Source organism: Kovacikia sp. CALU 1929, from assembly GCF_056784235.1.
On sequence record NZ_JBXBCF010000104.1, the window covers coordinates 1 to 26,183 of the forward strand.

Consider the following 26,183-nt stretch of genomic DNA (forward strand, 5'->3'; position numbering starts at 1 on the left):
CTGAGCAGTTAGTGGGAGGAGTATTTAGAGCATCATCGGAGTCCATCGAATCAGGAGCGCGATAACTTCCTACTTGAGTAGATTAACTTGGGCTTTCAGCCCTTTAGGAACCTATGCACTTTCAGTGCATAGTGGTTCAGTAGTAATGGAGAGTGGAGAACCAAATGTAAGAATTCTGGTAGAACAAAATTTTGCGGAAATTTTAATAAACCTACACTCACGAAGAGACTAAAAGGTCTATCTGAATCAACTATTGTTGCTCTTCCTAGCGTTCCAATCCTGCAAATTAATAAATCCCCTTTTTCAGGATTACATCTCGCATTTATTTCTTTATGTTGTTCTTCAGATATGTATTTGCAATCGGCAAAAGATACAGTTTTACCATCTATATCTTTTACCGAAATAAAAGGAATCCCACTAGTAATGTATTTTGGAGTATGGTGTACGCCATCTGTGATTTTTGTGCATATTTGTCCAAGCTGAACCCATCTCCACTGATCAGGAAGCGTATAGGGTACTTTACCTAGTTCAATCTCCGGTAATGGCTTAGGCTGTTTAATTTTCCCTTCCTTCACCAGTCGCTGTTTCTCCGCCTCGATCTGTTTCAACAATTCACTAGCGGGCTGATCCTTCGGGTCTTGCGGCACCAACTTCCCTTGCATCGCCAGCGTCAAAATCAGTTCGCGCAACTTTTTAATGCCATCCGGTGCAGCAAAGGCAAGGTCAAAGTGTTTTTCCAGCAGGTTCATTCGCTATTCCCCCAATGCCTGCATCAATTCCTGCTTCAGAGCAGTTTGAGCTGCTTTAAGCTGGTCAACGATCGCCAGATACTCCTGCATCAATACATCCGGTTCGCCATGATTCACCTCAACTTCGTGCGGGTTCTTGCAGTCGAGATTGTAGTTCCGCGCTGCGATCGCCTGCGCCGACACCTTCCAGGCGTATTCATTGACCTTACGCCCCTTTCGGGCGGCACCGCCCCACCATTGTTTCTCCCGATCAAACTCCTGAATCGTTAGCGGCTTCGATCGCGAATAGGACTTATAGCCTGCCGGATAGGGATGCTCAAAAAACCAGATATCCTTCGTCGGGCCCCCTTTTTCAAAGAAAAGAATATTGGTATTGATGCCCGTGTAGGGGCTAAACACGCCCTTGGGCAACCGGACGATCGTGTGCAGGTTAAACTCTTCCAGTAGCTCACGCTTCAGGTTCGTTTTAGTGCCTTCACCAAACAGAAACCCATCGGGTAACACCACCGCCGCCCGCCCGGTGTCGGCTTTGAGCAGGTGCATAATCAACGCCATAAACAAGTCGGCGGTTTCGCGGGTCTGGTACTTTCTGGGGAAGTTGTTTTCAATGCCGTCTTCCTCCATGCCGCCAAAGGGTGGATTGGTGATGACGATATCCACTCGATCTTTGGGTCCGTAATCCCGCAGCGGACGGCTCAAGGTGTTGTCGTGACGGATATTAGTGGGCACATCAATACCATGCAGCATCACGTTGGTCATGGCTAGCATGTGCGGCAGCGGTTTCTTTTCCACCCCAGTGATCGTGTCTTGCAGGGTTTTCAGATCCTCAGCCGTTTTGACCTGCGGTTTCAGATGCTCGATCGTGTTGGTCAAAAAGCCACCCGTGCCACAGGCAGGGTCTAGCAGCCTTTCTCCCAATTTTGGGTTGATAATATCCACCATGAACTGGGTCACAGCGCGAGGCGTGTAGTATTCCCCCGCATTACCCGCCGATTGCAGATCCGCCAAAATCTTTTCGTAGATGTCGTTAAACAGGTGGCGATCGCTAGACGAGTTGAAATCCACATCGCTTTCGATGCAATTAATCACCTGGCGCAACAGCGTGCCCGACTTCATGTAGTTATAGGCATCCTCAAACACCGCACCCACGACCCTACCGTGCGGCGAAACCCCAGCCGCATTCGCCAGCCGCTTGAGCGACGGAAACAGATCATTATTCACGAAATCAATCAACGCCTCGCCCGTCATCCCCTCTGGATTCTTTGCCCAGGTTGACCAGCGAAAACGGCTCTGCAAGGGCGATTTATACCCCTTGACGGTAAACTCCCACTCCTGCTCTTTGTCATCAAAAATCTTGAGAAAGAGCAGCCAGACAATCTGGCTAATGCGCTGAGCGTCGCCATCGACACCCACATCCTTACGCATGATGTCTTGAATCGTTTTAATGAGAGTCGCGATCGCCATAGGTCATTTTCGTTCCACGTCATTCCCGCGCAGGCGGGAATCCAAAAGCCTTGCTATTCACATTCCAAATGCCATTATGTGCCATTCCCGCCCAGCGGGGAATCTATCCGCCATACATCCCCAAACCCGTCCTTCCCGCATTCCGTCCTTCCCGCGTCCCATCCGTCCTTCCCGCGCAGGCGGGAATCCAGAAGTCATCGCCTCTCCCCAAACCCCGTCATTCCCGCGTAGGCGGGAATCCAGCACCCCAATCTCGTCCTTCCCGCGTCCCATCCGTCCTTCGCGCGCAGGCGGGAATCCAGAAATCACAACAAATCCTCATACAAATCCTTCCAATTCGGATTCTGTTCCTCAAATAAGCCGCAGCTTCCAGCTCCGATTCCATTTCTTGATCTGCTTTTCTCGCGTAATAGCTGAAACCATATCTTCATGAAATTCAAAATAGACCAGTTGGTGAACCCCATATTTCTGCGTAAAGCCTTCTACACAGTTATTCTTGTGCTCCCAGACACGTTTTATTAGGTCACTGGTGACTCCGGCATAAAGGGTGCCATTCCGTTGGCTGGCTAGAATGTAAACGCAAGGTTGCTTTGTGCTCATGTCAAACTCTGGATTCCCGCCTGCGCGGGAATGACGGTTTTATCCTAGCTCTGGATTCTCGCTTGTGCGGGAATGACGGTTTTATCCTAAATTCTGGATTCCTGCTTGTGTAGGAATGACGGTTTTATCCTAAACTCTGGATTCCCGCCTGCGCGGGAATGACAGCTTATTCCACATTTTAGATTCCCGCCTGCGCGGGAATGACGCTCTTATTTGCCTGCGCGGGAATGACGTTGTTTTTTAGGCGCTGTAGAGTGATTCTTTTAAGCCGTTTACAGCCCGTTGGTAGTTGTCCAGCCCACCAAAGGCACGGACAATCTCGATCGGGGTGCCAAATTCGGTAAAGGGGGCGATCGTGAGAATTTGCGTTTCCTCAATCTGCCCAACGCCTCCATCGGCATATTTATCCAACAGGGCTTCCAGCACTCGCCTCGCCTGATCGCCGTATTGGGTAAAATAATTGCGCTTTTTAACCTGCTCAGCCCGTTCCTGGCGAGTCAGCGGTGACATATCCCAGGCAACATGGCAGAGCAGATCGAAGGGGTCGCAATCTTTCCCGATCTCTTCAGCCAGCGCCTCAAAGAATACACCCTCGTTAGCCAACTCATCCACGATCGCCTGTTTCTTCTCGGCATTGCTCCATCGCCGGAGAAAGTCGTCCAGCGAGGCGAATTCCTTGGTTAATGCCTTGCGAGTATAGTCCTTGAGCGATTCAGTGATCAACTTGCCGTTGGCATCAAAATACTGAACCCGCTCGGCAACGACCTTGACCTCAACATTGGCAACCACATAGCGCCGCACATTAGGCTCATATTCAGAATCAGCAAAATCAGCTACACCCGTCCATACATTGCTTTGACCCGGTTCAGGGTATTGATAGCTGTCTTCGGGTTCCTCACCTTCCGGTAGCTCCGGTGGCACTGGCGAGTCATCGAGAGACTTTGGCTCGTAGATCTGCACTGGGTCGCCATCAAAATCGGGGTCAGCAAACAGCTCTGTCGCTTTTTTGAAATCGATGATGGTGAAATAGAACTTGCCGTAGTCCTCATTGATACGAGTGCCCCGACCAATGATCTGTTTAAACTCAGTCATCGACTGAATCCGCTGATCGAGCACAATCAACTTACAGGTCTGGGCATCAACGCCCGTAGACATCAATTTAGAAGTGGTCGCAATCACCGGATATTTAGATTCCGGGAAAATAAAATTGTCCAATTCTGCCTTACCTTCTTCGTTATCGCCCGTAATCCGCATCACATAACGAGAATTTTCAGCAGCTAAATCGCCGTTTTCGTTAACCAGCGCTTGCCGCATCCGCTCTGCATGGTCGATGTTTTCACAAAAAACAATCGTTTTATCAAAGCGGTTTGTCTGCTTCAAAAACTCGCTGATTTTCCGAGCGACCAGTTGAGTGCGCCTTTCCAAGACCAGGTTTCTGTCAAAATCCTTTTGGTTGTAAATGCGATCCTCGATCTCGTTGCCGTATTTATCGACCATGCCCTTTTTCGGTCGCCAGCCCTCTAGATCCTTATCAATGTCAATGCGGACTACCTTGTAGGGTGCAAGAAACCCGTCATCAATGCCCTGCCGCAGGGAGTAAGTATAGATGGGTTCGCCAAAATAATCGATATTGGAAACTTCTCTGGTTTCCTTCGGAGTTGCCGTTAACCCGATCTGAGTTGCAGAAGAGAAGTAGTCCAGAATTTGCCGCCATGCCGAGTCTTCTGCTGCACTCCCCCGATGGCACTCATCCACCACAATCAAATCGAAAAAGTCATGGCTGAATTGTTTATAGATATTTTGCTCTTCTTCCGTGCCGGAAACCGCCTGATACAGGGAGAGATAGATTTCATAGGCTTTATTTGCCTGTCGCTTCTGGATCTTGGTCATTGCCGAGCCGAAGGGCTTGAAGTCATTGGTCATGGTCTGATCGACCAGAATATTGCGATCGGCTAGAAACAAGATGCGTTTTTTGGTCTTAGACTTCCATAACCGCCAGATAATTTGAAAAGCGGTAAAAGTCTTGCCCGTGCCAGTTGCCATGACCAGCAGGATGCGGTTCTGCCCTTTGGCGATCGCTTCAATCGTTTTATTGATCGCTAACAATTGGTAATAGCGTGGTGTCTTGTTGCTGCCATCGCTGTAGTAATCCTGCGTGACCAGATTCTCCTGCTGCTCAGACAGCCCCCGATGGGCAGACCACCATTGCCAAAGTGTATCAGCCGATGGAAACTCGTCTAGCCCAAGTTCACGCTCGATGATGCCATCCGTGGCAATTTTGTTATGAAACAAAAAGCCATCACCATTGGAACTAAACACAAAGGGCACCTGAAGCATTTCAGCATAACCAAGAGCCTGCTGCATCCCATCTCCCAGGGAATGATTATTGTCTTTTGCCTCGATGATGGCGATCGGAATATTCGGTTTGTAAAAAAGCACGTAGTCCGCTCGTTTGTTGCGGGCACGAGTGTGTAGCTTACCCCGAACGAGAATTCGTCCATTGGTCAGTGGGAATTCTTCACGGATCTGCGTCAAAATATCCCAACCTGCCCGCTCTAAGGCAGGGGTAATCCATTTTGTACAAATATCCCGTTCACTCAGGGAGCGTTTATCAAAATCTTCTGACATCAAAGGTAGGGCTGGTGGATGAAAAAAGATGGTTGCAAGCGAGGGTTGCAGCAATGCACCACAATAAACAATTGCACCCTATCGACCGTTCGACATTCCTGAGCCTGAAATGGGTCAATATTAGCCTTCCCATTTTTCAGACTCTACTGACGGCTAAACAATTTAACTGGGCTACCAATCAATTGAAGCCTTTTTTCAAGCCGTTTGCCCAGTTTTTCTACCTAAATCGGGATAACAGCCTGCCCATTTTAAGGACAGAGGCGATCGCTCCCTACGAAAATTGAAGCAGTCATGGGCAAAGCGATTGTCCTATCTAATGAAGCAGTCCCTGAAGACGAAGTAGACGAAGACGATGTAATGAGTAGCGACTGACTTTGTAATCGAAGTTATACCTTTTCAGGGAATAGCCTTTACTTTCTTAAAAGATTGGAATCGCAAGGTTAGCAATGAGTCCAACTCTGGTTTATAAGTCGTATGGCACTGGTTAAGACAAGAAGTGTCATACGACTTAAAAGTATTAAAGTCAGCCTAGTAAATCGAATATAGACACTGCTTTTTGACGAATTTCCATAAGCACTCATAGGGCTTCGCCCCGCCAAAGGCGTACAAGTTCAGATTAGGAGAATACGCTGTCAGATAGAGCAGTTCGACGTTCAAAGCTTGAGCCACCTCCATCACCACGGCACACTTTTGATACCGAGCATGGGCAATCCCACCCGCTTGGTAATCCCGAAAATAACTCAGCAACGTCGGTTCCGTGACACGAAATAATTGGGCAATCTCCCAGTGCGGGTAGCCCTGGTTTTTGAGATATCACGCTTCCATCTTTCGTTGAACACGTGGATGGGGATGATGAAAGCGTTCGTAATGCAGTTGTTCAATGTCCTCTGGAGTGAAGGTTAGTTTGATCAAGGGTTGCACAAGGGTAGATGGTTTTCTGATTTTCACCCACTCAGAAAACCAAAATCAATAGCCCGCCAGAGTATATATCATGAGTCCTTATTTTTCCGCTTAGTCTGGTTGCCCCGGATGGTCGATCGCACCAATTTCACCTGATACGGAGCAGCATCTTTCTGCCACACCACCCGTTGGCGTAGCCTTTCCGCAGGAAATTGCCCTTTCAACTTGACACAGTGGTTTTCTAAGCACTTCTACCAACCTCGTCGATACGTACTGACGTAGAGGCTATCGCCACCGCTCATTTTTCTTGCAGCGTCCAATAACCCCCCAATCCGCCTCCTGCCGACTCAGCTTGGCAAACTTCTCATAGAGCGGATAGTCCGACTGCACCAGCAACTCCTTCTGATGCAACACGGGTGGGTTATCTCATGGATCATAGTCTCGATAGCTGACGTGCAGGTCTTGCAGGTCGATCTGCATACTGGTGCGGAGGCAGGGGTGCGGGTCGAGATCGGAAGCGGGAAGCCCAGAAGGTCTGTGCCTGTACCTCATCCCGAAATGCCAGGTAAATGCCAAGTGCAACCGGAATGGCATCAACGCCTAGAACCTGGTCAATGTAAGCCTTGAGTTCTTCCTATTCGTAGTTCTTCTGAAAGGTGTTGCGCTGGCTGTTCAGTTGGACAAACCATCCCCAAATGCTCGATTCATCAGGTTGACCTGGTTCCAGTTCGTGCATAGGGTGCGTTATGTTGCCAAAGTTTTTAGCAAGTTTGGGAGACACCCTCGCCCAAGAATGGGTTGCTAAAGTTTTCACCCCTGCCTTCGTGTTTTAGTTTGGGGGTCTCCTGGCTTGGGCACTTCATTCACCGACGCACTGGAACACCTTGAAGCAATGGTTGAGCCAGAAAACCCTCGTCCAACCGTTGACTACCTTGATTGTGGGACTGCTGATTGTGGCAACTTCTGCGATCGCTATCCAGCAATTTGAGTTACCTATCCTCCGATTATTGGAGGGTTACCTTAACTTCCTGGCGTAGCTGATCATCAATTGCGTTTTAATCCCGTCTAGCCAATCTAATACCTGCTGCTGAAAGCCCTTCCCATTTGGGGTAGGGGTAATCTTGGATAAGCTTTTAGCCGATCGCCACCATCTCTCCATAGACCGCATCTAAATCTTTATCGGTCAGACCAACCATCGTCTCTGGAGGACTCCATAACAGATCAAACGCCAGCAGGTAGCTTTCCCGCATCATCGTAATTTCCTGCAATACATCCCGTAGCAGCGATGCCGAGTAAATCGATTCAAACAGCGGTTGATCGTCGGCAGTACAAAACAGAAGCGTTACGACCACATAAAAATGCTTTTCCCCCAAATTGACGGGGGAAAGGTTTGCACTATCCAGCCCAGATTCGGTTCTAGTAGTAACCTTACTCCGCTCATGCACCTGAAGATGACTAAATAGCTCGCCTGCGATTTCACGACTACCACAGGTTTCGGAACTGGCAAGGACATGGGTCCAGAAGTTGGAGTAGTCTAGCAGTAAGGTTGCCGTTTGCTGTAACAGTTTAAATAACCCTTCGATACTCTGGGTATCAGTGCTGGCTGTCAGTTGCTCAAGCTTACTCTGGATGGTTCTGACCCTCACCCCTAACGCGACTTGAAGCTTACTGACCGTGACGATATCGTTTGTGAGTTCTTCGTTATTAAAATTACTAACTTCGTCCAAATCCTGGTTCATAACACCCTCGATCGTTTAATTCCCTGCCGGGAAAACTTTTAGACAATAGTCCATGACACCAATGTACCCAGGTGTTTACTTCCACCAATCCTTTAAATTTGAATCATGGCTGAGTATTCCGTCAGCAACTCATCATAGGTCAGACTGTCGGTTTCTTCCTGGGGACTCCAGAGCAGTTCAAACACCATCAAGTAATCAGATGGCAGGGATGCCAGCTTTTCCAGTACCTCCCTCAAGGCATCAGACGTTCTGATTTCGCTAAACAGGGGTTGGTCGTGGGCAGTCCCAACCAATAAGGTAACTACGATATAAGAAGCTGGGTCTTCATCCGGATCGGGCTTAAATGCTTTGCGGCTGACTCGTCCCCCCACGTTGGTCAGGGTTTCAACGCTAAACTTACTGCGCTCTGCAATCGACACCTTGTTGAACACTGCCTCTGCATCGGTCAGGTTTTTGACCGTTTCTGAGCTTCCCAGGACATGGGACCAGTTTTCAGGCGATCGCAACAGCGCCAGGGCAGACTCTTGCAATAGCTGGAGTAGTCCTTCATGGGTACTGGTATCTACCTCCAGGCTCAGTTTGGTCAACTCGGTTTGGATATAGCGTGCCTCTGCCAGCAGCGCCACCTGAACTTTGCTAACCGTGACTGTGTCATTGGCAAGTTCATCGGCAGCCCCCCCGCCCCTGGCGTTTTTGGCGGCTCGAATCGCCAGATAAACCAGCAAAAATACAACGCTGCCAGCTACCCCTAAAAGAATCAGTCCGGCGATCCAATTATTATTCCCCGCAGACGTCGCAGCCGGTGATCCAGAGCCAGTTGTCCCTGACTGACCAGCGGGATTGCTATTAGAGGGAGAATAGACACGAGGGCCGACTGGAACCGGCACAATCACAGGATTTCTATTGTAGGGTCGGTATTCCCAGGATGGGTTGGGATTGGACGAACGCCTTGGACTGGAGAAGGAACTGCCAGAACCCGATGAGCGGCTAGAACCGGATGAACGGCTGGAACCGGATGAACGAGAAGGCGCACTCCGGAATGAGCCACCACCGCTGCGACCGCCACTGCTGCGGGCAAGCGCATCCGTCCCAAAGCTTAGAGAGACTTCACGCGAGTCAGGCGACTGGTAAAGGTTCACTGAACCCGCCAGCAAGACACCAGCCGCGATCGCCCAATAGCGTTTCAATTTTTTTGTGTATCCCATGAATTTATTCGGATCAAAGTTTAAATTTCTAAATTATCCCTTACCCCGATTTCCCCATTCTAGGCAGTTAACCATTGACAGGCTGGGAAACCTAACAAATTTTTGGATAAGGGGGGGGAGTGGGGAGTTGAGAGTTGAGAGTTGAGAGTTTTGAGTTGAGAGTGGGGAGCGAGCAATATTGACTTCTTCATCCTTCATCCTTCATCCTTTTCCTCCATCCACTTCTCATATAAATCTGGTCGGCGATCGCGGGTTCTCTCGATCTGCTGCTCTTTGCGCCAGCGGGCGATCGCGGCATGGTTACCAGATAGCAGCACGTCAGGGACGGACCAATGGCGGAAGATGGGAGGACGGGTGTACTGGGGATAGTCGAGTAAGCCTGCCTCAAAGCTTTCAGCTTTTAGAGATTCTTCTTTGCCAACGGTTCCCGGCAGCAGGCGAATCGTACCATTGAGCAGAGTCAGCGCTGGAATTTCGCCGCAGGTAAGGACAAAATCTCCTAAGGACACCTCACGGGTGACCAGATTCAGCACCCGCTCGTCTACCCCTTCATAATGTCCACAAATAATGACTAACTGGTCATATTCGGCTGCGAACTCCTGAAACATCCGCTGATTCATGGTTTTACCCTGGGGTGTGGTCAAAATCACTTCCCGTCGGGGCAGCACAGGTAAGGATTCGACGGCGGCAAAAATTGGCTCCGGTTTGATTAGCATTCCCACCCCACCCCCGTAAGGCTCATCATCCACCCGATGATGCTTGTCTGTGGTAAAGTCCCGTGGATTGGTGAGATAGACCTGAGCGATGTTTTTTGCCAGTGCTTTTCCCAGCAAACCTGAATGCAGGGGAGAGGTAAAAAAGTCAGGAAACAGCGTCACAATATCAAAGCGCATAGAATCTAAAAAACTCTAAAAATAGGGAAGAAAAATTCACAATCATTTAAACTACGTCTCAATGATCTGGCATGATGCGTAATAGTAGTAAAGCCATCAGGCGGCAACAATGAACAGAAGCAGTGTCCCTACTTCGGTTACGAAATTATTGGAGCGCTGGTTTCACGGTACGCCTGACCGCGTTTCGTCGCCGCAACTAGAGTTTCAGTCCTTCGGAGAGAAAATGCCCCAGTCTACGAAAACAGCCATCATGGTGATTGGGGGAGCGGAAGACAAAGTTCATGGACGAGAAATCCTGCATAGCTTTTTTAATCGTTCTGGGTCAACGGATGCCCGGATTGCTATCATTCCCTCCGCTTCCCGCGAACCTGCCATCATTGGCGATCGCTACCGCACCATTTTTGAAGAGATGGGAGCAAAGGGGATTGAAATTCTAGACATCCGCGATCGAGAGCAATGTGACGATCCCCTAATACAAAGTTATATTGAGAACTGTACCGGCGTGTTTATGACTGGCGGCGATCAGCTTCGCCTATGTGGGTTACTGGCAGATACCCCTCTGATGAAAACTGTCCGCCAGCGGGCCCAGCGGGGCGAAATTACCTTGGCTGGCACCAGTGCTGGAGCCGCTGTTATGGGTCATCATATGATCGCGGGGGGAGGTAGTGGTGAATCGCCTAATCGATCTCTGGTTGATCTGACGACCGGGCTAGGCATTATTCCTGAAGTGATTGTAGACCAGCATTTTCATAACCGGAACCGGATGGGTCGGTTAATCAGCGCGATCGCTGCCCACCCCGATCGTTTGGGCATTGGGATTGATGAAGATACCTGTGCCGTGTTTGAGGGAGACGGACTATTAGTGGTCATTGGCAAAGGCTGTGTGACTATCCTTGACCCGGCAGAATATTCCTATACCAACCATCCCCAGATTGGAGCCGCCGATCCGATTAGCATGGGGAATTTACGTTTGCATATACTCAGTCACGGCGATCGCTTTGATCTGCGCAAGCGAGGGGCAACATTCTCTGGCTCTAACCTTTCCTGAAGCCAATTCACAACCGTTTTATGGTTAAACCTATTCTTGAAATTGAAGTTAAGAAGTTTGCAGGTAGGCTTTTAAGCTGCATTCAGATCCGCTTCGGCAGAAGCGCGTCTGGTTTGTTGCGAAACTGTCCACAGTGAACAGTTAGTGCTCTTTTTGCATTTGAAACTGGGGTGTTCCCCTATCCATTAGCACCCTAATTCACTTGCTACTGTCCGCTGAATCGAACCCACCACTGACATGGATCCATACCCAATCGCTAGCCATGAAGATACTCAAAGTCCAGACACTACGGGGTCCCAACTACTGGAGCATTCGACGTCAGAACTTAATTGTGATGCGTCTGGATCTGGAGGAACTGGCAGATAGACCTTCAAACACGATCCCTGATTTCTACGAAGGTTTAACAGAAGCCTTACCCAGCCTAGTTGAGCACTTCTGTTCCCCCGGTTGTCGCGGCGGTTTCCTCAGTCGAGTCCGGGAAGGCACCATGATGGGGCACATCATCGAACACGTCGCCCTGGAGTTACAGGAATTAGCCGGGATGCCTGCGGGCTTTGGACGCACACGCGAAACGGCAACGCCTGGAATTTATCAGGTGGTGTTTGAATATCTGGATGAGCAGGCAGGACGCTATGCCGGACGCGCTGCGGTTCGCCTTTGCCAAAGCATTATTGAAACCGGGCATTACCCCCAGGAAGAACTGAAGCAAGACCTGAAGGACTTAGAGATGCTGTGGGCAGAGGCATCCCTGGGTCCCAGTACCGAGGTTTTGGTCAAAGAAGCCGAAGCCAGAGATATTCCCTGGTTCCAGTTAAGTGCCCGTGCCATGATTCAGTTGGGCTATGGAGTCCACCAAAAGCGGCTTCAGGCAACGTTAAGCAACAATACCAGCATCCTGGCAGTAGAACTTGCCTGCGATAAAGAGGGCACTAAGAAGATCCTGCGGGATGCTGGCGTTCCGGTGCCCCGTGGCACGGTCATTGGCTACCTGGATGAACTGGAGGAGGCGATCGAAACCGTAGGGGGATTCCCAATCGTGATCAAGCCATTGGATGGTAATCACGGGCGTGGGATCACGATTGACATCAACTCCTGGGAAGGGGCAGAAGAGGCATACGATGCTGCCAGGGAAGTCTCTCGTCAAATCATTGTCGAACGCTATTACCGGGGACGGGATCACCGCATTCTAGTGGTGAATGGCAAGTTTGTCGCTGTGGCAGAACGGGTTCCTGCCCATGTCAAGGGAGACGGTAGATCCACCATTGAAGAACTGATTAAGCAAACCAATCAAGATCCCCGGCGAGGCGAAGGGCATGACAATGTTCTAACCAAAATTGAAGTAGACCGTACCAGTTGGCAATTGCTTGAAAAGCAGAGCTATGCGCTGGATACCATTCTGCCCGAAGGCGAGGTTTGCTACCTGCGGGCAACCGCAAACCTGAGTACAGGCGGAACTGCGGTCGATCGCACCGACGACATTCACCCTGAAAATATCTGGCTGGCACAGCGAGTTGCCAAAATTATTGGCTTAGATATTGCTGGGATCGATGTGGTAACGGAGGACATCAGCCGTCCTCTCCGGGAAGTGGATGGTGTGATTGTGGAAGTGAATGCAGCTCCTGGCTTCCGAATGCATGTTAGCCCCAGCAGGGGTATCCCCCGGAATGTGGCTGAACCCGTTCTGAATATGCTGTTTCCACCAGGGACTCCCAGCCGTGTGCCGATTATCGCTATCACAGGCACTAACGGAAAAACTACCACCACCCGTCTGATTGCCCATCTGTTTAAGCAAACCGGGCAGGTAGTCGGCTATACCACCACCGATGGCACCTACATTGGCGATTATCTGGTTGAACCGGGAGATAATACCGGACCCCAAAGTGCCCAACTCATCCTGCAAGATCCTACCGTTGAGGTGGCGGTTCTGGAGAGTGCCAGGGGCGGCATCCTGCGCTCCGGGTTAGCGTTTAGCGCCTGCGATGTGGGGGTTGTATTGAATGTTGCCGCTGATCACCTGGGCATCGGGGATATCAACACCATTGATCAAATGGCACAGGTCAAAAGTGTCGTGGCTGAAACTGTCATGCCAAACGGTTATGCGGTTTTGAATGCGGATGATCCCCTGGTATCCGAAATGGCGGAGCGGGTTAAGGGGCAGGTTGCCTACTTTTCCATGAATCCTGATAGTCCCCTGATTCGCTACCATACCCAGCAGGGGGGACTGGCGGCAGTTTATGAGAACGGCTATCTATCGATTCTCAAAGGTGACTGGACGCTGCGAATCGACCAGGCAGTGAATGTCCCACTGACGCTTGCCGGTCGTGCCCCGTTCATGATTGCGAATGCCCTGGCGGCAAGTCTGGCAGCCTTTGCCCAAGGGGTACGCATTGAGGACATTCGATCTGCTCTGGCAACTTTCTCGGCATCTACCCAACAAACGCCAGGACGAATGAATCTGGTCAATCTGGGTAAGTTTCACGCGCTGGTGGACTATGCCCACAATCCCCATAGCTATGAAGCCCTGGCTGGTTTTGTGAAAAACTGGCCAGGTGAGCGGATTGGCGTAGTGGGCGCACCGGGCGATCGCCGCGACGAGGATTTTGTGACTTTAGGGCGGCTCTCTGCCCAGATGTTTGATCGGATCCTGGTTAAGGAAGATGACGACAATCGTGGCAAGCCCCGTGGTGATGTTGCCAGACTAATTTGCCAGGGAATCGCCCAGGTCAAACCCGATGCTCGGTTTGAAACCATCCTGGATGAGACAGAGGCAATTCAAACAGCTCTGAATTCCGCTTCTCTGAATGGGTTAGTCGTCGTTTTGCCAGAAAGTGTCCAGCGGGCGATTAGCCTGATCGAAGCTCGACTGCCCCAGACTCCAACCCCTGCGATCGCCCAACCCACGCCTTCCCAGAACGGCTCTCCTTCCAGGAATGGGGCTGAACTGCCTGTACCTGTTTCGGAGGAAGCGGTTGAATATGTTTCGACGGAGGTGGTTTAGAGGAAGAGGGAGGGGATGGGTAAGACCCAACACCTCTCCTCCCTCTCTTAGTGAGCCGTTGTGACACCCAGGTAAAGTTCACCAACTTTAGGATTGTTTAAGAGGTCACTGCCACTGCCTTCATAGCGATCGCGCCCTGCTTCTAGAACGTAGCCGCGATCCGACATTTCTAGAGCTTTACGGGCATTCTGCTCAACCAGGACGATCGCAGTGCCTCCCTGGTTAATCTGTTTAATTTGTTCAAATACACTGTTGACCAGCATAGGAGATAGGGCGGCTGACGGCTCATCCAATAGTAGGAGTGTTGGGTTAACCATCAACGCTTTACCCATTGCTAGCATTTGCCGTTCTCCCCCAGAGAGGGTTCCTGCCCGCTGTTTGCGTCGCTCTGACAGCTTGGGAAAGCGGGTAAAAATTTCCTCCTTTAAAGAGGATAACGAAGCATTTCTCTGGGCAAATGCCCCCATTTCCAGGTTTTCTTCTACCGTGAGTGATCGAAACACGTTAGCAATCTGCGGCACGTAACCCATACCAAGCTGCACAATTCGGTCTGACTTTAGCCCTGCGATCGACTTTCCCTGGAAAATGATGCTGCCTTGATGGGGGGTCAGGAGTCCAAAAATGGTTTTTGCCAGGGTTGATTTACCCGCTCCATTCGGACCAATCACCGCTACCATCTCACCGGGGTAAATTTTAAAGTTGACCCCCTGTAGAATATCGAGATCTCGAACGTAGCCAGCACATACATTTTGAACTTCGAGTAGGGGGGCGGAGTCGGGCATTGTAAGGGGTGAGGGGTGAGGGTGAGGGGTGAGGGTAACTAACAGCTAAAACCCAACCCCCTGTATTTTGTTCGCTTACTGAGGTGTTCTTTGCAGGTCGGGGCGTTCTTCGGGAACGATCGCCCCCTCTACGGGACAGACTTGTAAACAGATGCCGCAGTCAATGCAGGTTGCAAAATCAATCCAGTACCAGTCGGTGCCCTTTGAGTTTTTAGCGGGACCAGGGTGGATGCAGGCAACGGGACAGGCATCTACACAGTCGGCGACGCCTTCGCAAGTGTTCGTAACAATGGTATGTGGCACAGTGTTCCTTCTCCCAAGGGGCGTGGATTATGGGTTATTCCGTGCATCTAAATGCAATGATGAATAATCAATGACCCACAACAAATAACTAACAACTAACAACTAACAACTTTATGACTGATTGTTAACCGTTTCAATCACAATTTCCCCGCCTGCCTTAACCCAGGCGATTTGAGCAATCTGGCGGTGGCGGGCATAGTCATAAATTTCTGCTGGGGTGCGTCCTCCCAGGTCTAACTCCACTTTGGCGGGCGTTTCCCCATTGCGTAGGGTTTGAGCATGGGCAAGGGCGGCAGTGTAGGACTGAGGGCTATCAGGCACAACCAGCCACTCGCTATCCGGGGCTTGGTGGGGCAATTGCCCAGTGGGTAGTAATACCTGATGGAGTTGCTCAATTTGGAGGGAAAACCCGATACCGGGGTAGCTTTGCCCTTGGGGATGGTATAGCCCCAAAAGCTGATCGTACCGTCCTCCCTGCCCTAGTACTTGCAGTCCAGCATTGCTAGGGTGGACAACTTCAAACACAATCCCGGTGTAGTAGTCAAAGGTGCGGATCAGGCTGAGGTCAAGAACTAGAGGAAGTGGATGGGATGGGGATCCACTTTCCTCCAAAAGCGAAACCAGAGATTTCAGGTTATCAAGGGCTTTCCGCTGGTAAGCATCGAGTTTAAGGCTAGCAACTCGCTGTAAAACATCAGCAGGACGACCCCGTAAATCGAGCAGCAGCAATGCTTGTTGCCGCAATTCTGGGGAGAGGGGAAGGGCTTCCAGGGTGATCCGATCCAGATGGGCGATCGCCCATCGCACCTGATCGCGCAGGGCAAGCGGAAACAACGCCAGTAGCGATCGTGTCAGTCCTGCCTCACCCAACACACAGGTCCACTCTTGCAATCCCAGGGAATGGAGGCAATCCACTAATAGCAGCAGAGTCTCTGCATCCGCCAACAGCCCACCTGTCCCCAACAGTTCCACCCCTGCCTGATAAAACTCTTGTTGACGGCTGTGGCTGCCTTCCTGGGCATGGCGAAACACATTGGCATTGTAATAAAGCCGCAGAGGCAGCGCTCCCCCTGCCATCCGGGTTACAGCAGCACGGGCAATCGATGCGGTTAATTCCGGGCGCAACCCCAACGCCTCATCTTCTGACTCCTGTAGTTGAATCACCGTCGAACGCTGAATCGCCCCGCCTGCCATCAGCGTATCCATCCGTTCCAGGGTTGAAGTAATAATCCGGTGATAGCCCCAGCGATGAAACACCTGCTGCAACCGATCTTCAATCCATCGTTTCTGAGCGACATCCAGGGGTAATAAATCCCTTGCTCCTGCGGGAGACTGATAAACCATTATTTCTTCTTCCCACCAAACAACCCGAATAGACCACCGCTTTTATCATCCGGTTTACTGGGTTTCGGCGGTGTCTTTTGAGGACCTGTGTTTGCTCCATTGGCAGTCCCCGCTGATTTTGCAGCCCCCGTTGATTTTGCAGTTCCTCCCTGAAGCTCGTCCAGCTTCTGCTTGGCTTTTAAAGCATTTTCATTCTGAGGATCAATCTGTAATGCTTTGTTGATGTGAACCTTTGCCATTGGTAACTGGTTTTGTCGCAGGTGAATTATCCCAAGCAAGCTATGGCAGCGACTATTATTCGGCTCAATTTTCAACGCATCCCGTAGTTCCAGAATGGCTTGAGCAAAATTGCCCTTGCCATACAAGGCTTCGGCACGCCGGTAGTATTGATCAATAAAGGATTCTCGTTTGGGTGGTTCCGGTGCGGTGGCTTTAGAATTTGCCTTGCTAGATGCCTGAGTTGAGTCTGGAATATTGCTGCCTGTGTAAATTGACCTTTTTTCTTCGCCAACCGTGCTGCCATTACTTTCTTTACGCATTAAGTACACCAGATTCAGTTCACTAATCTGAGCTGTCAGTTCTAGAGCCTGGTCTAGCTGGTCGTACTGTTTGTTTGCCAGATCTTTCAAAGAAACGTGATAGAAGTGGTCAGGATTGTTGCTGGTCAAAAGCTGCTTTGCCAGATTACTCATAATTTCAATTGAACTTTTCTGTTGCAGCGCCTGTTGGCCCTTTAACTTCAAAAGGTAGTTATAATCCGCTCGGTCTTTCTCTTGAGATAGTTTTTCCCAGGCAGGGTTGACTAGCTTAGACAAAAACTGGCTAGCCTGCTGTTGGTCTTCTTCACCCTCAGATACATAACTATCAGGATGTAGCCGCCGAGCAATTTTGAGGTACCGCTTACGAATATCTTTGATCTCAGCATCGACAGAGGTGCCTAAAATTGCGTGATGGTCTGTAAAGTCTAAGAGAAAAAGCCCTCGCTCGATTAGAAAAGACATGGTGCCTATGCTTACCTGCCGTGAATTCTTTCTAGTGTAATATCCCCTGAGCAAGCTGATGTTAGCCTAGCTTACTAAACTTGTCGAAATCTGCCCAAATTGATATGGGCGGGACTCTTTGTAGTTCTGTGCTAAGGCTGTGATGGATATAACCGTTGGTTGCCAGTATACGTCCAGTTCCCATCTGGAAGGGACTTCCGTCATAGGCAGTCACCAGTCCTCCTGCTTCCTCCAGAATGATAATTCCCGCTGTGACATCCCAAGGCGACAAACCACGCTCCCAAAAACCGTCACACCTGCCACAGGCGACAGAAATAAGATCAATAGATGCCGATCCGCTACGCCTGACTCCCTGAGTTAGATGGGTCAGATAGCAAAACTCAGCATAGTTATTATCACTGGTCTGGTGGCGATCGTAGGCAAAACCCGTAACCAGCAAGCTTTTACTTAACTCAGCGGTTTTGGATACTTGAATTGGATGCCGATTGCGAGTAGCACCCAGCCCCTTTGCTGCCCGAAACAGTTCTTGCCGCAACGGATCATAGATAACCCCGACCTGGGGAACGTTATCAATCAAAAGTCCCACAGAAACCGCTGAGGCAGGATACTGGTGCGCGTAGTTGGTCGTTCCATCCAGAGGGTCGATCGCCCACAGATAAGGACTACCCCCATCACCTAATTTCCCCGACTCCTCCGCCAGAATGTCATGGTCTGGCAGGTGCCGACGCAGCACAGCCAAAACTTCTGCTTCGGCTTCCTTATCGGCTACGGTGACCAAATCACCAGGGCGACCTTTTTCTTCAACGCTGTCCAGATTGCCAAAATAGTTCTGCAAAACAACGCCTGCCGCCAGTGCTGCCTCTGTTGCGACATCTAGAAAGATTTGAAGCTGGTCAAGGTTGAAGGACATGGTGAGAAGTAAGAGGTTGAGAGTTGAGAGTTGAAAGTTTTGAGGTTTGAGTTACTTTGAATGTGAATTTGTTGGAAACCTTGCCTTACAGAGGTTTCCAAAATGGAGCCAAATCTAATTCCACAGATTACATGGACGAAGTGATACAGGTGTAGCTTCTCATTCACATCATGGGTGAGTTTTGAGTTCAGGGTTGCTTCTCTCTTCCCTTCCCTCTATGCCTTCATCCTTCATCCTTACTCCTCACGTCCCTACCCAGGGATTTACGAAAATCTGTGGGCATGAAACGCATGGGTTTTTGAGGATTCCAGATGCCCAGTCCCATAATTCTGGCTTGGTCTTGGGCGCGGGCAAGGCGTTGGTCGTACTTGTGATTAGGTGGGTGGGGAACTGCCAGAGCGTATCCCTCAGCTACCAATTTTTCATTTACTAATTCGCCATTTTGCCAGAGATATACCAACCGTTGCCCACTCTCATCCCTGGGTTCTACATCTGACTCCAGCAAAACGGATTGATTGCCAATCACCTGCTGTAACCAGGTTTTAGCCGCATTTCCCCAGGGCTGTTGAGCCAGGTCAGGCACATCAATTCCTTCCAGGCGAACTCGCTCGGTGATCTCCGGTTGTCCCAGTACACCCGCCACTTCAAACTCACGCCCAGTCAGTACTTGCTGTACCTGAAGGGTCATCCCCTCTGGGATTGGAACAGTCGCACAGGCAACAAGCAGCAGGCAGACAACCAGGCATGCCAGACCCTGGCAAAAAGAAGCCACCCGATTCTTAAGCCGGGTACAGGGTGCCCAGTTCCTAACACCTGGCACCTGGCACCTGGCACCTGGCACTTGTCTAATCCTCATCTAGCGGTAGCCCCCGCTTAACTTTGCCTTTGCCAAAGTAGCGACCGAACTGGAGTTCATAAACTTCGTCTTCATCCTGGGTTTCAACTTCCAGGTCTGAGCGGGGGTAGCTGACGCAAAGGAGAGCATATCCCTGTTTGCGTAAGCCGGGGGATAAACCCATTGCCTCTGGCTGATAAATTTCTCCTGAGACAACACGGACTGCACAAGCAGTACAGGCTCCGTTACGGCAGGAGAAGGGGAGATCGACTCCCCGGTTCTCGGCACTGTGTAAAATATAGCGGTCTTCGGGAACTTCGACTGTACGAAGGAGATTGTTACGGCGATCGCGAATGCGGACAGTATAAGATCGAGTCATGAATTAAATCCGGGTTGTTATCACCAGTTTGATACCGGCTTCTGCTAATATAATTCTTCTGTGGCTGTTGACGCAGCACCCCCCCCCTGGAGAGATGGCCGAGTGGTTGAAGGCGCAGCACTGGAAATGCTGTTTAGGGGTAACTCTAACGAGGGTTCGAATCCCTCTCTCTCCGTTGATAGGACTACTGTACACCCCTGTACAGTGACAAATTAAATGTCATCGGTGACAAATTCTTGTCATCCAGGTCAAGTTAGTGTCGTTGAGACAAATTAATGTCGTTAAAGTACTGGTGACCAAGACGGTTGTTGTCTCAAAGACCTCTATCGTCCGTCAAACGGGGTCTACAAGTATATCTCAAAGACATCGGTTATCCCGTCACCGTGTCCTGGTTTTGGCTCAAACGAGCTGATGGCAAACGAGAATTGCGATTTGCCGTCTCCACCTATCCTGATTCTGGAGCATATCTCGGCTAATACCCCAATCTTGATCGCGGGAGCATAGCTAATCGGTTTGCGATCGCCTCTTAGATTTGCGTTCTTGCGGCTCCACTTGGGATAGCTCCCGTCCGGTAAACGCAGATGTTGTTTGCCTGAGTCCAATCATGCGGGCGATCTCCATGGCGGTAATCGGGTGATCCCCCGTGATCATCTTGACCTGAATGCCCCGTCTGACAGGCTTGCACCGCTTTGATCGCTTCCGGTCGAGGCGGATCAATTATGCCCTGTCATTCCAGGAAAATCAGCCCTTGTCCCAGGTCATCGGCTTCAATTGTTTCCTGGTCAGGAGCGACTGGTTTTTTAGCAAATGCCAGCGCCGCCATCCCCAAGACAAAATAGAGCAAGGTTTGTGAATCCGGCGAGCCAGCGGGGTCATCAGGGTGGTGGATGACTGCATCAGTTGCGCCACCCGTCCGGTTTGGGTTTGGGCGATCGCCACGACTAGACCACTGCCCTGCCCTGCCGTCATCAAACTACTTGCATACACCATATTGATGCGATCGGCGAGGGGCGTATCTTCTGCAAGGGGATCGGTCGTTTTCTCGACCGGCAGCGATTCCCCCGTTAAACCCGATTCATCGATTATCAAAGCCCGATATCATCCTGGGGCATACCACAATTTACAGAGCCGTGTTGAAACGATAGCCCTGTCCCGGAATCGTTTCGATCGGGCAGTCGCAGCCGTGGTTCGCTAATTTACGCCTTAATAGCCGCATTTGGGCGGCAACGACATTACTAATGGGTTCTTCCTCCAAATCCCAAAGTTGATGCGAAATTTTATTGCCTGAATGGTTATGCAATTATCCGGCACCTGAAACGAAGCCTGGAAGTTTGCCCAATCCTGGTGATTGTTTCTGCTTTTGTCGATATGGAAAGCGCCCGGTTATTTCCAGAGGCAGACTTTTTTCTGGTGAAAGACATTGGCTTAGACTCCATCTGTCAACGGGCGAAGGAGTTAATTGAGTCTCGAAAAAGCCAATCCATCGCAAAAGCCGTTTAACGGTGAAGTTGTGCTGCGGCAGATAACCTTCAACTCCTACCAACCTCCTCTGTTCCGTCCGCACCAACGCAGTGTTATGCCGCGTATGAACGTAGTATGCCAACGATTACAGAAAAGAACTGGATGCAAAAAATTGAATATAACACTCACAAACTTTAACTTTCTTCTTCTGGAATTTCAATTCTATAGATGAACCTTACCCTCTTCCTATTCAACGGGTTTAGTTTAGCTACTCTAATTAGTGCGGCTGTTGTTATATCGGCAATATTTTTATAATCTTGAAACTCCTTTTCATTGTTTGAACTTATCCCTTTAAATGTCAATAGTCCCTTTCTGATTTTTGAGACGATTCTATCTGGCTTTGACATCATCCATTCATAAATATCATCTTCGGTGAGAGAACTTAAAAAATTAATATCTTCTCGACCCCACCCTTGGCTTTTGACGATTCCGTCAAGTACATCATTTATATTTAAAACTTTGCTATTGTCTCGTAATTTTTGTATTTTAGACTCCAAAATGACATTTTTTATCTTTCTAATAGACGAGAAATCTTCCGGATCAGTGTTAGCTAGTTCATTGGCGTGAAGCGATACATATTTGTCAATATAACTATTCACATCGTCACCATATTCTTCGAGCAGATCTATCGACTGAGAGAAGTCCCAGAGACTAATTTTACTCAGATCAGATTCCAAAATATCTCGAATGGTTGACTTTAACTGATCTAAGTTGTCATCAAATGAGTCAGCATATATATCCCATGCATCGCGTAGTTTTTGCTGAGTAATATCTACCTGTTTTTTGTAATTTGCTTTATCTACCTCTTCTTTAAATTCTTCCTCATTTAAATAACCGTCTGTAAGTAATGAGATAAGACAATCATCGTAGCCTGAAGGAAATAGAGCTAAATAACTAGCTATCTGGCTCCACGATTTCTCTTCCTCAGTCCTGTCTTGTCTATTCTCACGCTCTGACAATAGTGAAAGCCATGTAGTCTCTTTTATACTACTACTAATGAATGATAAAGAAAGATTATTTTCCGAGTTGAAGAACCCCCAACAAAATACTGCAAGATGCACTAAAATCTCTTCCTGAAGATTGGTCTCACAAGTTTTAACGAAATTCCAGATTTTATTTATACTCCATTTCATTTTCTTAAAGATTCTGATATTTGAAATATCAAGAGCCTGAAACACATTTAGGAGGCTCTCAAAGTATTCATCTTCAGAATTAAAGACCTTTAGGATATTTTCTTTTATCGTAGGTTTGTATTCAATCTCTAGGTCAATAACTTTTTCGCGATATTTATTGAACTCACTTAAATCTTGCTCGCTCAATGTTTTCTCATTAAGAATGAGAATGACTTTGCACTGTTTTCTCTTGCTGAGTTCATCGACAAATCCCATGATTTGCCTTATCTTTAAACTCTCTTCCTTTCGCTCAATATCATCTAGGCAGATAAGATAATTACTAATCAATTGATATTCAGCTAAGTCGATTATTGAAGAAAATCCCTTGACTTGAGGAAAAACCTTGGCAAATAGATATAGCGGAGCTAGAAATCGCAAGAAGTCCTGACTACCTGAACGCGCACCAAATAATGCTTCCGAAATTCGATTCTCATTTAAAGAAAAGCTTTTAAGTTCTTCTTTGAATTGCTCTCTTGATTTCAATAACTTTCCTGTTCGGAAAATCTTTGATTTCAATTCTGATAAATCATGTAAGCCAAATAAGGATATGTAGGAATATGCTGTTTGCTTTAGCTCTTTTTTTTCTATCCTGTTTTGAACGTAGTTCTCCCAAAAATAGGTTTTTCCAATACCCCATGAACCCCTTAGGACAAGAACGGCTAAGTCCTTTTCACTAAAAAATGAATCTAGTGTGTTTCTAATGGCTAAGGTGCTGCTATCCATACTCTTTCCCTGCTAGCGATATAAAATTAATGGCTACTGAGCCTCATTCGGCAAACCGCTAACCCTTTGCCTACTGCCCCCACCGAGGTCTTGCGGCATAACTATTCAATCATTGGATTCTTTCCTGATAATACCCTCACTGAGAGGATTATCAGGACGTTTTCCATATATTTTCAAAAATCGCGCATTAGTCAGTTAGCGCAGCGTAACTGTCGGAAGTCAATTCAGAAACCGGGGATCTGACAGCACATTTTTATTCTTGGGAGTGTCGCGCCGCGTCATGGACGATAAAGTTTGCTCGTTCTACTGTGATCAAAAAAAGCAGGCATTTGCCTGCTCAGTTGAAACCTCTTTTTGCATTGAACTTATCTAAAACCGACAGCCGCTTGCCAAACAAATGCCAGCAGCAGGAAAAAGACGGGAATGACAGGCATTACATCAACCAGAGGATCAAAAACTGAATATGCTTCAGGCAATTTTGCTAACAGCAGCACAGCTTCCATGAATCAATAACCTCTTCAGTACGGGTCTCAGAATTGCCATATATCGTAACATGTTGTGACCCTTGTAGCTTTTGTTCTGGAGCGTTATCTTTCTTAATAAATGCTTGAAACGGAGTTTCGATTCATGCTCTTCGTCAGCAACGCGCTCATTTAATTTAGTCGCACCTACTTGACTTAAGAGTACCGTTGGCGATCGAGATTTGTCTGCAACTCCCAGGGATCAGTCACCAATCCCAATTAAATCGGTATAACTTAGGAGTGCTACAGAGATGAAAACATTGGGGCGCGGGTATGGAACGGGCAACATTGACAAAAGCTTCCTCCCACAAGAGCAGAAAAGTCAGAATATTTGCAGGTCCTCTGGCGTGGCTGTGGCTGCTGGCATTTTGCACCGGAACCGGAGTGGCGGCGCTCCTATGGCTAACCACCCTTCCTCCTCTACCAGACTGCAATCAACTCCATACCTTGAGCCTGGACGCAGATCGACTTTTCTGTGTAGAACAGTCTGCCCGCTCTGGTGATGAAGATTCACTGGTAGCCGGTCTTGAACTGGTTAAAGACTGGTCAGCAGACCACCCCCTTCACACCCGTGCCCAAAACCTGATGGAAAAGTGGTCCGTTTTGGTGCTGGAGCTTGCCCGGATGAAAGCGATCGAAACTGATTTGACTGGGGCGATCGCCCTGGCTCAAAAAATCCCCCCCAGTAGCCCCACTTATAAAGATGCCAGCGCGACGATCGCCACCTGGCAGCAAGATTTTACCCAGGGGCAGGCAATTGTAGATTTGGTTCAGGCAGCGATGAAAGCGAGAAACTGGGGGTTGGCAACCCAGCATATTCGGACGCTTTCCCAGAGGGGCAGCGACTACTGGCAGCAGCAGGTAGCTCGCCTGAGGCAGCAGATCAGCGCAGAGGAAATTGCCGCCAGACAGCTTCAAACTGCTCAGAATATTGTGAAAGGATCTCCCAACAACCTTCAGGCATTGGGGCGGGCGATCGCCCTGGCGGAGCAAATCAACCCGGATACCTACGCCGCGGCGGCGGCAAAGTCAGAAACCCAACGCTGGATGGCTGCCCTGTATGCAACAGTGGCGGGACAACTCACTCCAACGACTAATCTGGAAAGTGCAACGGCGACCGTCCAGCGGTTGCCCCGTGGGGTTCCAATCCCCGATGTCAAAGATATCCTGTGGTTTAGCCGTGCCCAACCGCTAGTGAGTGAAACGCTGCCTAGAGGTACTCTCCCCCAGCAACTCTGGCAACTGTGGTTGACCTATTCCCAGGTGAACCAGATCCGTCCAGGCAGTCCCCTCTACAGTCAATCTCAGGCAGTTTTGCCCAAACTGCAACAGCAAATTCAGGATGTGACCCAGTTAACGGCGGCAAATGCGCTTGCCAGTTTGTGGCAAGTCCCCACGTTTCAGCTTGCGATTCAGGTTGCCCAGGGAATTACCCCAGAGCGCCCTCGCCGGGTCTATGCCCAGACGTTGATTAGCATGTGGCATAAAGACATTGAGCGTGCCCAGGATCGCCCCAATCTAATTCAGGCGCAGCAGTTTGCAGGGGTTGGCAGTCCAGAGGCGCTTAATCGGGCGATCGCCTTTGCCAGGCAAATTCCGGCTGGACGACCGTTACATTCGGAAGCCCAGAGAGAGATTGCCCAATGGAACCGCCAAATTCAACTGATTGAGGATGAGCCGATCCTGAAACAGGCACGAACCCTGGCAAAACAGCAGCGATTGGATGAAGCCATGCAAGTGGCTGTCCAGATTCGTCCGGGGCGTGTTCTTTATCAGGAAGCGCAAACGGCAATTACCACCTGGCGTTCTGAAATTCAGATTGCTGAAGATCAACCCCTGCTCAATCGTGCCTATAACCTTGCGGCTGAAGGCAAACTGACGGCGGCAGTTAATCTGGCAGCTCAAATCCGTTCGGGTCGTGCCCTATACGGGCAGGCACAGTCTGCGATCGCTACCTGGAATGCCCAGCAGCAAAAAGCCCGCTCACCTCAACCTGACACCCCAAGCCTCCCTCAAGACCCACAACCATCGCCTCTCCTTAACCCCGATCCCTTACTCTCCGCTCCCCCGGACAATCTTCCCACAGGCACCCCAACTGCCGCTCCTCCCGCCCTTTCCCCCCAAATTCCACCAGCGGTTGCTCCCTCTATCCAGCCCGCGCCTCCCCCAGTCGCCCCTCCTCCCCCCACTATCATTCAAACTCCGCCTGCTCAAGCGCCCGCTCCAGGAGACTATCCAATAGAGACTCAGGAAGTGCTGCCAGAGCCTTAGAGGTGTTAGGTGCTAGTGTTCCGTCAGAAAAATTTTGACGGGTTGTAGACCCTCGGAATTTAACCATCATTAACTTCCTGGATATTCGCTACCTGTCAAATTTAATTTGACAGAGCAGTAGGCATAGAGGGGAGAGTCTCAATGGTTTCCTCGTTCTTGATACGCCGTACCCTTTACCCAAAGAGGCTTCTGGCAGT

Annotated in this window: 28 protein-coding genes, 1 tRNA gene and 1 pseudogene; 8 read left to right on the forward strand and 22 right to left on the reverse strand. The window is 49.4% G+C overall.

What is annotated here, in order from left to right; translation table 11 throughout:
* Positions 1-95 precede the first annotated feature (95 nt).
* From AC1S52_RS29335 to hsdR, 5 genes are all read right to left on the reverse strand, one after another.
* Complete coding sequence (locus tag AC1S52_RS29335) at positions 96-749, reverse strand: restriction endonuclease subunit S domain-containing protein (protein WP_482032598.1); 654 nt, start codon at positions 747-749, stop codon at positions 96-98.
* A gap of 3 nt (positions 750-752) precedes the next feature.
* Positions 753-2,213, reverse strand: a complete 1,461-nt coding sequence (locus AC1S52_RS29340) for a type I restriction-modification system subunit M (RefSeq protein ID WP_482032599.1) — start codon at positions 2,211-2,213, stop codon at positions 753-755.
* A 57-nt stretch (positions 2,214-2,270) separates the two neighbouring features.
* Positions 2,271-2,522 carry a hypothetical protein gene (locus AC1S52_RS29345; protein WP_482032600.1) on the reverse strand — a complete coding sequence of 84 codons (252 nt, stop codon included), beginning with the start codon at positions 2,520-2,522 and terminating at the stop codon, positions 2,271-2,273.
* 42 nt (positions 2,523-2,564) lie between these two features.
* Complete coding sequence (locus AC1S52_RS29350) at positions 2,565-2,813, reverse strand: GIY-YIG nuclease family protein (protein WP_482032601.1); 249 nt, start codon at positions 2,811-2,813, stop codon at positions 2,565-2,567.
* Between the two features lie 240 nt (positions 2,814-3,053).
* Positions 3,054-5,441, reverse strand: coding sequence for an EcoAI/FtnUII family type I restriction enzme subunit R (hsdR, locus tag AC1S52_RS29355; protein WP_482032602.1), 2,388 nt, complete (start codon positions 5,439-5,441; stop codon positions 3,054-3,056).
* A gap of 53 nt (positions 5,442-5,494) precedes the next feature.
* On the opposite strand from hsdR, the gene AC1S52_RS29360 reads away from it, so the two are divergent.
* Positions 5,495-5,725 (forward strand): hypothetical protein, encoded by a 231-nt coding sequence (locus AC1S52_RS29360; RefSeq protein ID WP_482032603.1) that lies wholly within the window; start codon positions 5,495-5,497, stop codon positions 5,723-5,725.
* A gap of 112 nt (positions 5,726-5,837) precedes the next feature.
* Here the strand turns inward: AC1S52_RS29360 and AC1S52_RS29365 are convergent.
* A pseudogene (locus AC1S52_RS29365) lies at positions 5,838-6,146 on the reverse strand (hypothetical protein); the annotation flags it as partial.
* A 480-nt stretch (positions 6,147-6,626) separates the two neighbouring features.
* Positions 6,627-6,755, reverse strand: coding sequence for a hypothetical protein (locus AC1S52_RS29370; protein ID WP_482032604.1), 129 nt, complete (start codon positions 6,753-6,755; stop codon positions 6,627-6,629).
* Positions 6,756-7,225: 470 nt separating this feature from the next.
* Between AC1S52_RS29370 and AC1S52_RS29375 the strand changes: the two genes are divergently transcribed.
* Positions 7,226-7,378, forward strand: coding sequence for a hypothetical protein (locus tag AC1S52_RS29375; RefSeq protein ID WP_482032605.1), 153 nt, complete (start codon positions 7,226-7,228; stop codon positions 7,376-7,378).
* Between the two features lie 96 nt (positions 7,379-7,474).
* On the opposite strand, the gene AC1S52_RS29380 is transcribed toward AC1S52_RS29375, so the two are convergent.
* From AC1S52_RS29380 to trmD, 3 genes are all read right to left on the reverse strand, one after another.
* The gene (locus AC1S52_RS29380) at positions 7,475-8,080 is read right to left on the reverse strand and encodes a DUF1517 domain-containing protein (protein ID WP_482032606.1); all 606 of its coding nucleotides are present in this window, start codon (positions 8,078-8,080) and stop codon (positions 7,475-7,477) included.
* A gap of 92 nt (positions 8,081-8,172) precedes the next feature.
* Positions 8,173-9,285, reverse strand: coding sequence for a DUF1517 domain-containing protein (locus AC1S52_RS29385; protein WP_482032607.1), 1,113 nt, complete (start codon positions 9,283-9,285; stop codon positions 8,173-8,175).
* Positions 9,286-9,479: 194 nt separating this feature from the next.
* On the reverse strand, positions 9,480-10,178 hold the full coding sequence (gene trmD, locus AC1S52_RS29390) for a tRNA (guanosine(37)-N1)-methyltransferase TrmD (protein WP_482032608.1): 699 nt from the start codon (positions 10,176-10,178) through the stop codon (positions 9,480-9,482).
* A gap of 223 nt (positions 10,179-10,401) precedes the next feature.
* On the opposite strand from trmD, the gene AC1S52_RS29395 reads away from it, so the two are divergent.
* Positions 10,402-11,226, forward strand: coding sequence for a cyanophycinase (locus tag AC1S52_RS29395; protein ID WP_482032609.1), 825 nt, complete (start codon positions 10,402-10,404; stop codon positions 11,224-11,226).
* A gap of 262 nt (positions 11,227-11,488) precedes the next feature.
* Positions 11,489-14,224 (forward strand): cyanophycin synthetase, encoded by a 2,736-nt coding sequence (gene cphA / locus AC1S52_RS29400; RefSeq protein ID WP_482032610.1) that lies wholly within the window; start codon positions 11,489-11,491, stop codon positions 14,222-14,224.
* Between the two features lie 47 nt (positions 14,225-14,271).
* Here cphA and AC1S52_RS29405 read toward each other — a convergent pair whose 3' ends face one another.
* From AC1S52_RS29405 to AC1S52_RS29435, 7 genes are all read right to left on the reverse strand, one after another.
* Positions 14,272-15,006, reverse strand: a complete 735-nt coding sequence (locus AC1S52_RS29405) for an ABC transporter ATP-binding protein (protein ID WP_482032611.1) — start codon at positions 15,004-15,006, stop codon at positions 14,272-14,274.
* A gap of 75 nt (positions 15,007-15,081) precedes the next feature.
* A complete protein-coding gene (locus AC1S52_RS29410; protein ID WP_482032612.1) occupies positions 15,082-15,309 on the reverse strand; it encodes an indolepyruvate ferredoxin oxidoreductase subunit alpha in 228 nt (75 codons plus the stop codon).
* A 111-nt stretch (positions 15,310-15,420) separates the two neighbouring features.
* Positions 15,421-16,653 (reverse strand): ATP phosphoribosyltransferase regulatory subunit, encoded by a 1,233-nt coding sequence (locus AC1S52_RS29415; protein ID WP_482032613.1) that lies wholly within the window; start codon positions 16,651-16,653, stop codon positions 15,421-15,423.
* Positions 16,653-17,654, reverse strand: a complete 1,002-nt coding sequence (locus tag AC1S52_RS29420) for a J domain-containing protein (protein WP_482032614.1) — start codon at positions 17,652-17,654, stop codon at positions 16,653-16,655. Before AC1S52_RS29420 ends, AC1S52_RS29415 begins: the two co-directional genes overlap by 1 nt.
* Positions 17,655-17,715: 61 nt before the next feature.
* Positions 17,716-18,564 (reverse strand): inositol monophosphatase family protein, encoded by an 849-nt coding sequence (locus AC1S52_RS29425; RefSeq protein WP_482032615.1) that lies wholly within the window; start codon positions 18,562-18,564, stop codon positions 17,716-17,718.
* A gap of 223 nt (positions 18,565-18,787) precedes the next feature.
* The gene (locus AC1S52_RS29430; protein WP_482032616.1) at positions 18,788-19,420 is read right to left on the reverse strand and encodes a thermonuclease family protein; all 633 of its coding nucleotides are present in this window, start codon (positions 19,418-19,420) and stop codon (positions 18,788-18,790) included.
* Positions 19,410-19,778, reverse strand: coding sequence for a 2Fe-2S iron-sulfur cluster-binding protein (locus tag AC1S52_RS29435; RefSeq protein WP_482032617.1), 369 nt, complete (start codon positions 19,776-19,778; stop codon positions 19,410-19,412). The genes AC1S52_RS29430 and AC1S52_RS29435 overlap by 11 nt, the downstream gene beginning before the upstream one ends.
* Before the next feature lie 88 nt (positions 19,779-19,866).
* On the opposite strand from AC1S52_RS29435, the gene AC1S52_RS29440 reads away from it, so the two are divergent.
* Positions 19,867-19,953, forward strand: a tRNA-Ser gene (locus tag AC1S52_RS29440).
* A gap of 133 nt (positions 19,954-20,086) precedes the next feature.
* On the forward strand, positions 20,087-20,254 hold the full coding sequence (locus AC1S52_RS29445) for a hypothetical protein (RefSeq protein WP_482032618.1): 168 nt from the start codon (positions 20,087-20,089) through the stop codon (positions 20,252-20,254).
* Positions 20,255-20,282: 28 nt separating this feature from the next.
* Here AC1S52_RS29445 and AC1S52_RS29450 read toward each other — a convergent pair whose 3' ends face one another.
* The 3 genes from AC1S52_RS29450 to AC1S52_RS29460 form a co-directional block, all read right to left on the reverse strand.
* The gene (locus AC1S52_RS29450) at positions 20,283-20,429 is read right to left on the reverse strand and encodes a hypothetical protein (RefSeq protein ID WP_482032619.1); all 147 of its coding nucleotides are present in this window, start codon (positions 20,427-20,429) and stop codon (positions 20,283-20,285) included.
* 90 nt (positions 20,430-20,519) lie between these two features.
* Positions 20,520-20,867, reverse strand: a complete 348-nt coding sequence (locus AC1S52_RS29455) for a P-type ATPase actuator domain-containing protein (RefSeq protein WP_482032620.1) — start codon at positions 20,865-20,867, stop codon at positions 20,520-20,522.
* 31 nt (positions 20,868-20,898) lie between these two features.
* Positions 20,899-21,078, reverse strand: coding sequence for a helix-turn-helix domain-containing protein (locus AC1S52_RS29460; protein ID WP_482032621.1), 180 nt, complete (start codon positions 21,076-21,078; stop codon positions 20,899-20,901).
* A gap of 44 nt (positions 21,079-21,122) precedes the next feature.
* On the opposite strand from AC1S52_RS29460, the gene AC1S52_RS29465 reads away from it, so the two are divergent.
* Positions 21,123-21,278 carry a hypothetical protein gene (locus AC1S52_RS29465; protein ID WP_482032622.1) on the forward strand — a complete coding sequence of 52 codons (156 nt, stop codon included), beginning with the start codon at positions 21,123-21,125 and terminating at the stop codon, positions 21,276-21,278.
* Positions 21,279-21,433: 155 nt separating this feature from the next.
* Here AC1S52_RS29465 and AC1S52_RS29470 read toward each other — a convergent pair whose 3' ends face one another.
* Positions 21,434-23,194, reverse strand: a complete 1,761-nt coding sequence (locus tag AC1S52_RS29470; RefSeq protein ID WP_482032623.1) for a P-loop NTPase fold protein — start codon at positions 23,192-23,194, stop codon at positions 21,434-21,436.
* Between the two features lie 365 nt (positions 23,195-23,559).
* Positions 23,560-23,697, reverse strand: coding sequence for a photosystem II reaction center protein K (locus tag AC1S52_RS29475; RefSeq protein WP_482032624.1), 138 nt, complete (start codon positions 23,695-23,697; stop codon positions 23,560-23,562).
* Between the two features lie 291 nt (positions 23,698-23,988).
* On the opposite strand from AC1S52_RS29475, the gene AC1S52_RS29480 reads away from it, so the two are divergent.
* The gene (locus tag AC1S52_RS29480) at positions 23,989-25,986 is read left to right on the forward strand and encodes a hypothetical protein (RefSeq protein ID WP_482032625.1); all 1,998 of its coding nucleotides are present in this window, start codon (positions 23,989-23,991) and stop codon (positions 25,984-25,986) included.
* The last annotated feature ends 197 nt before the right edge of the window (positions 25,987-26,183 follow it).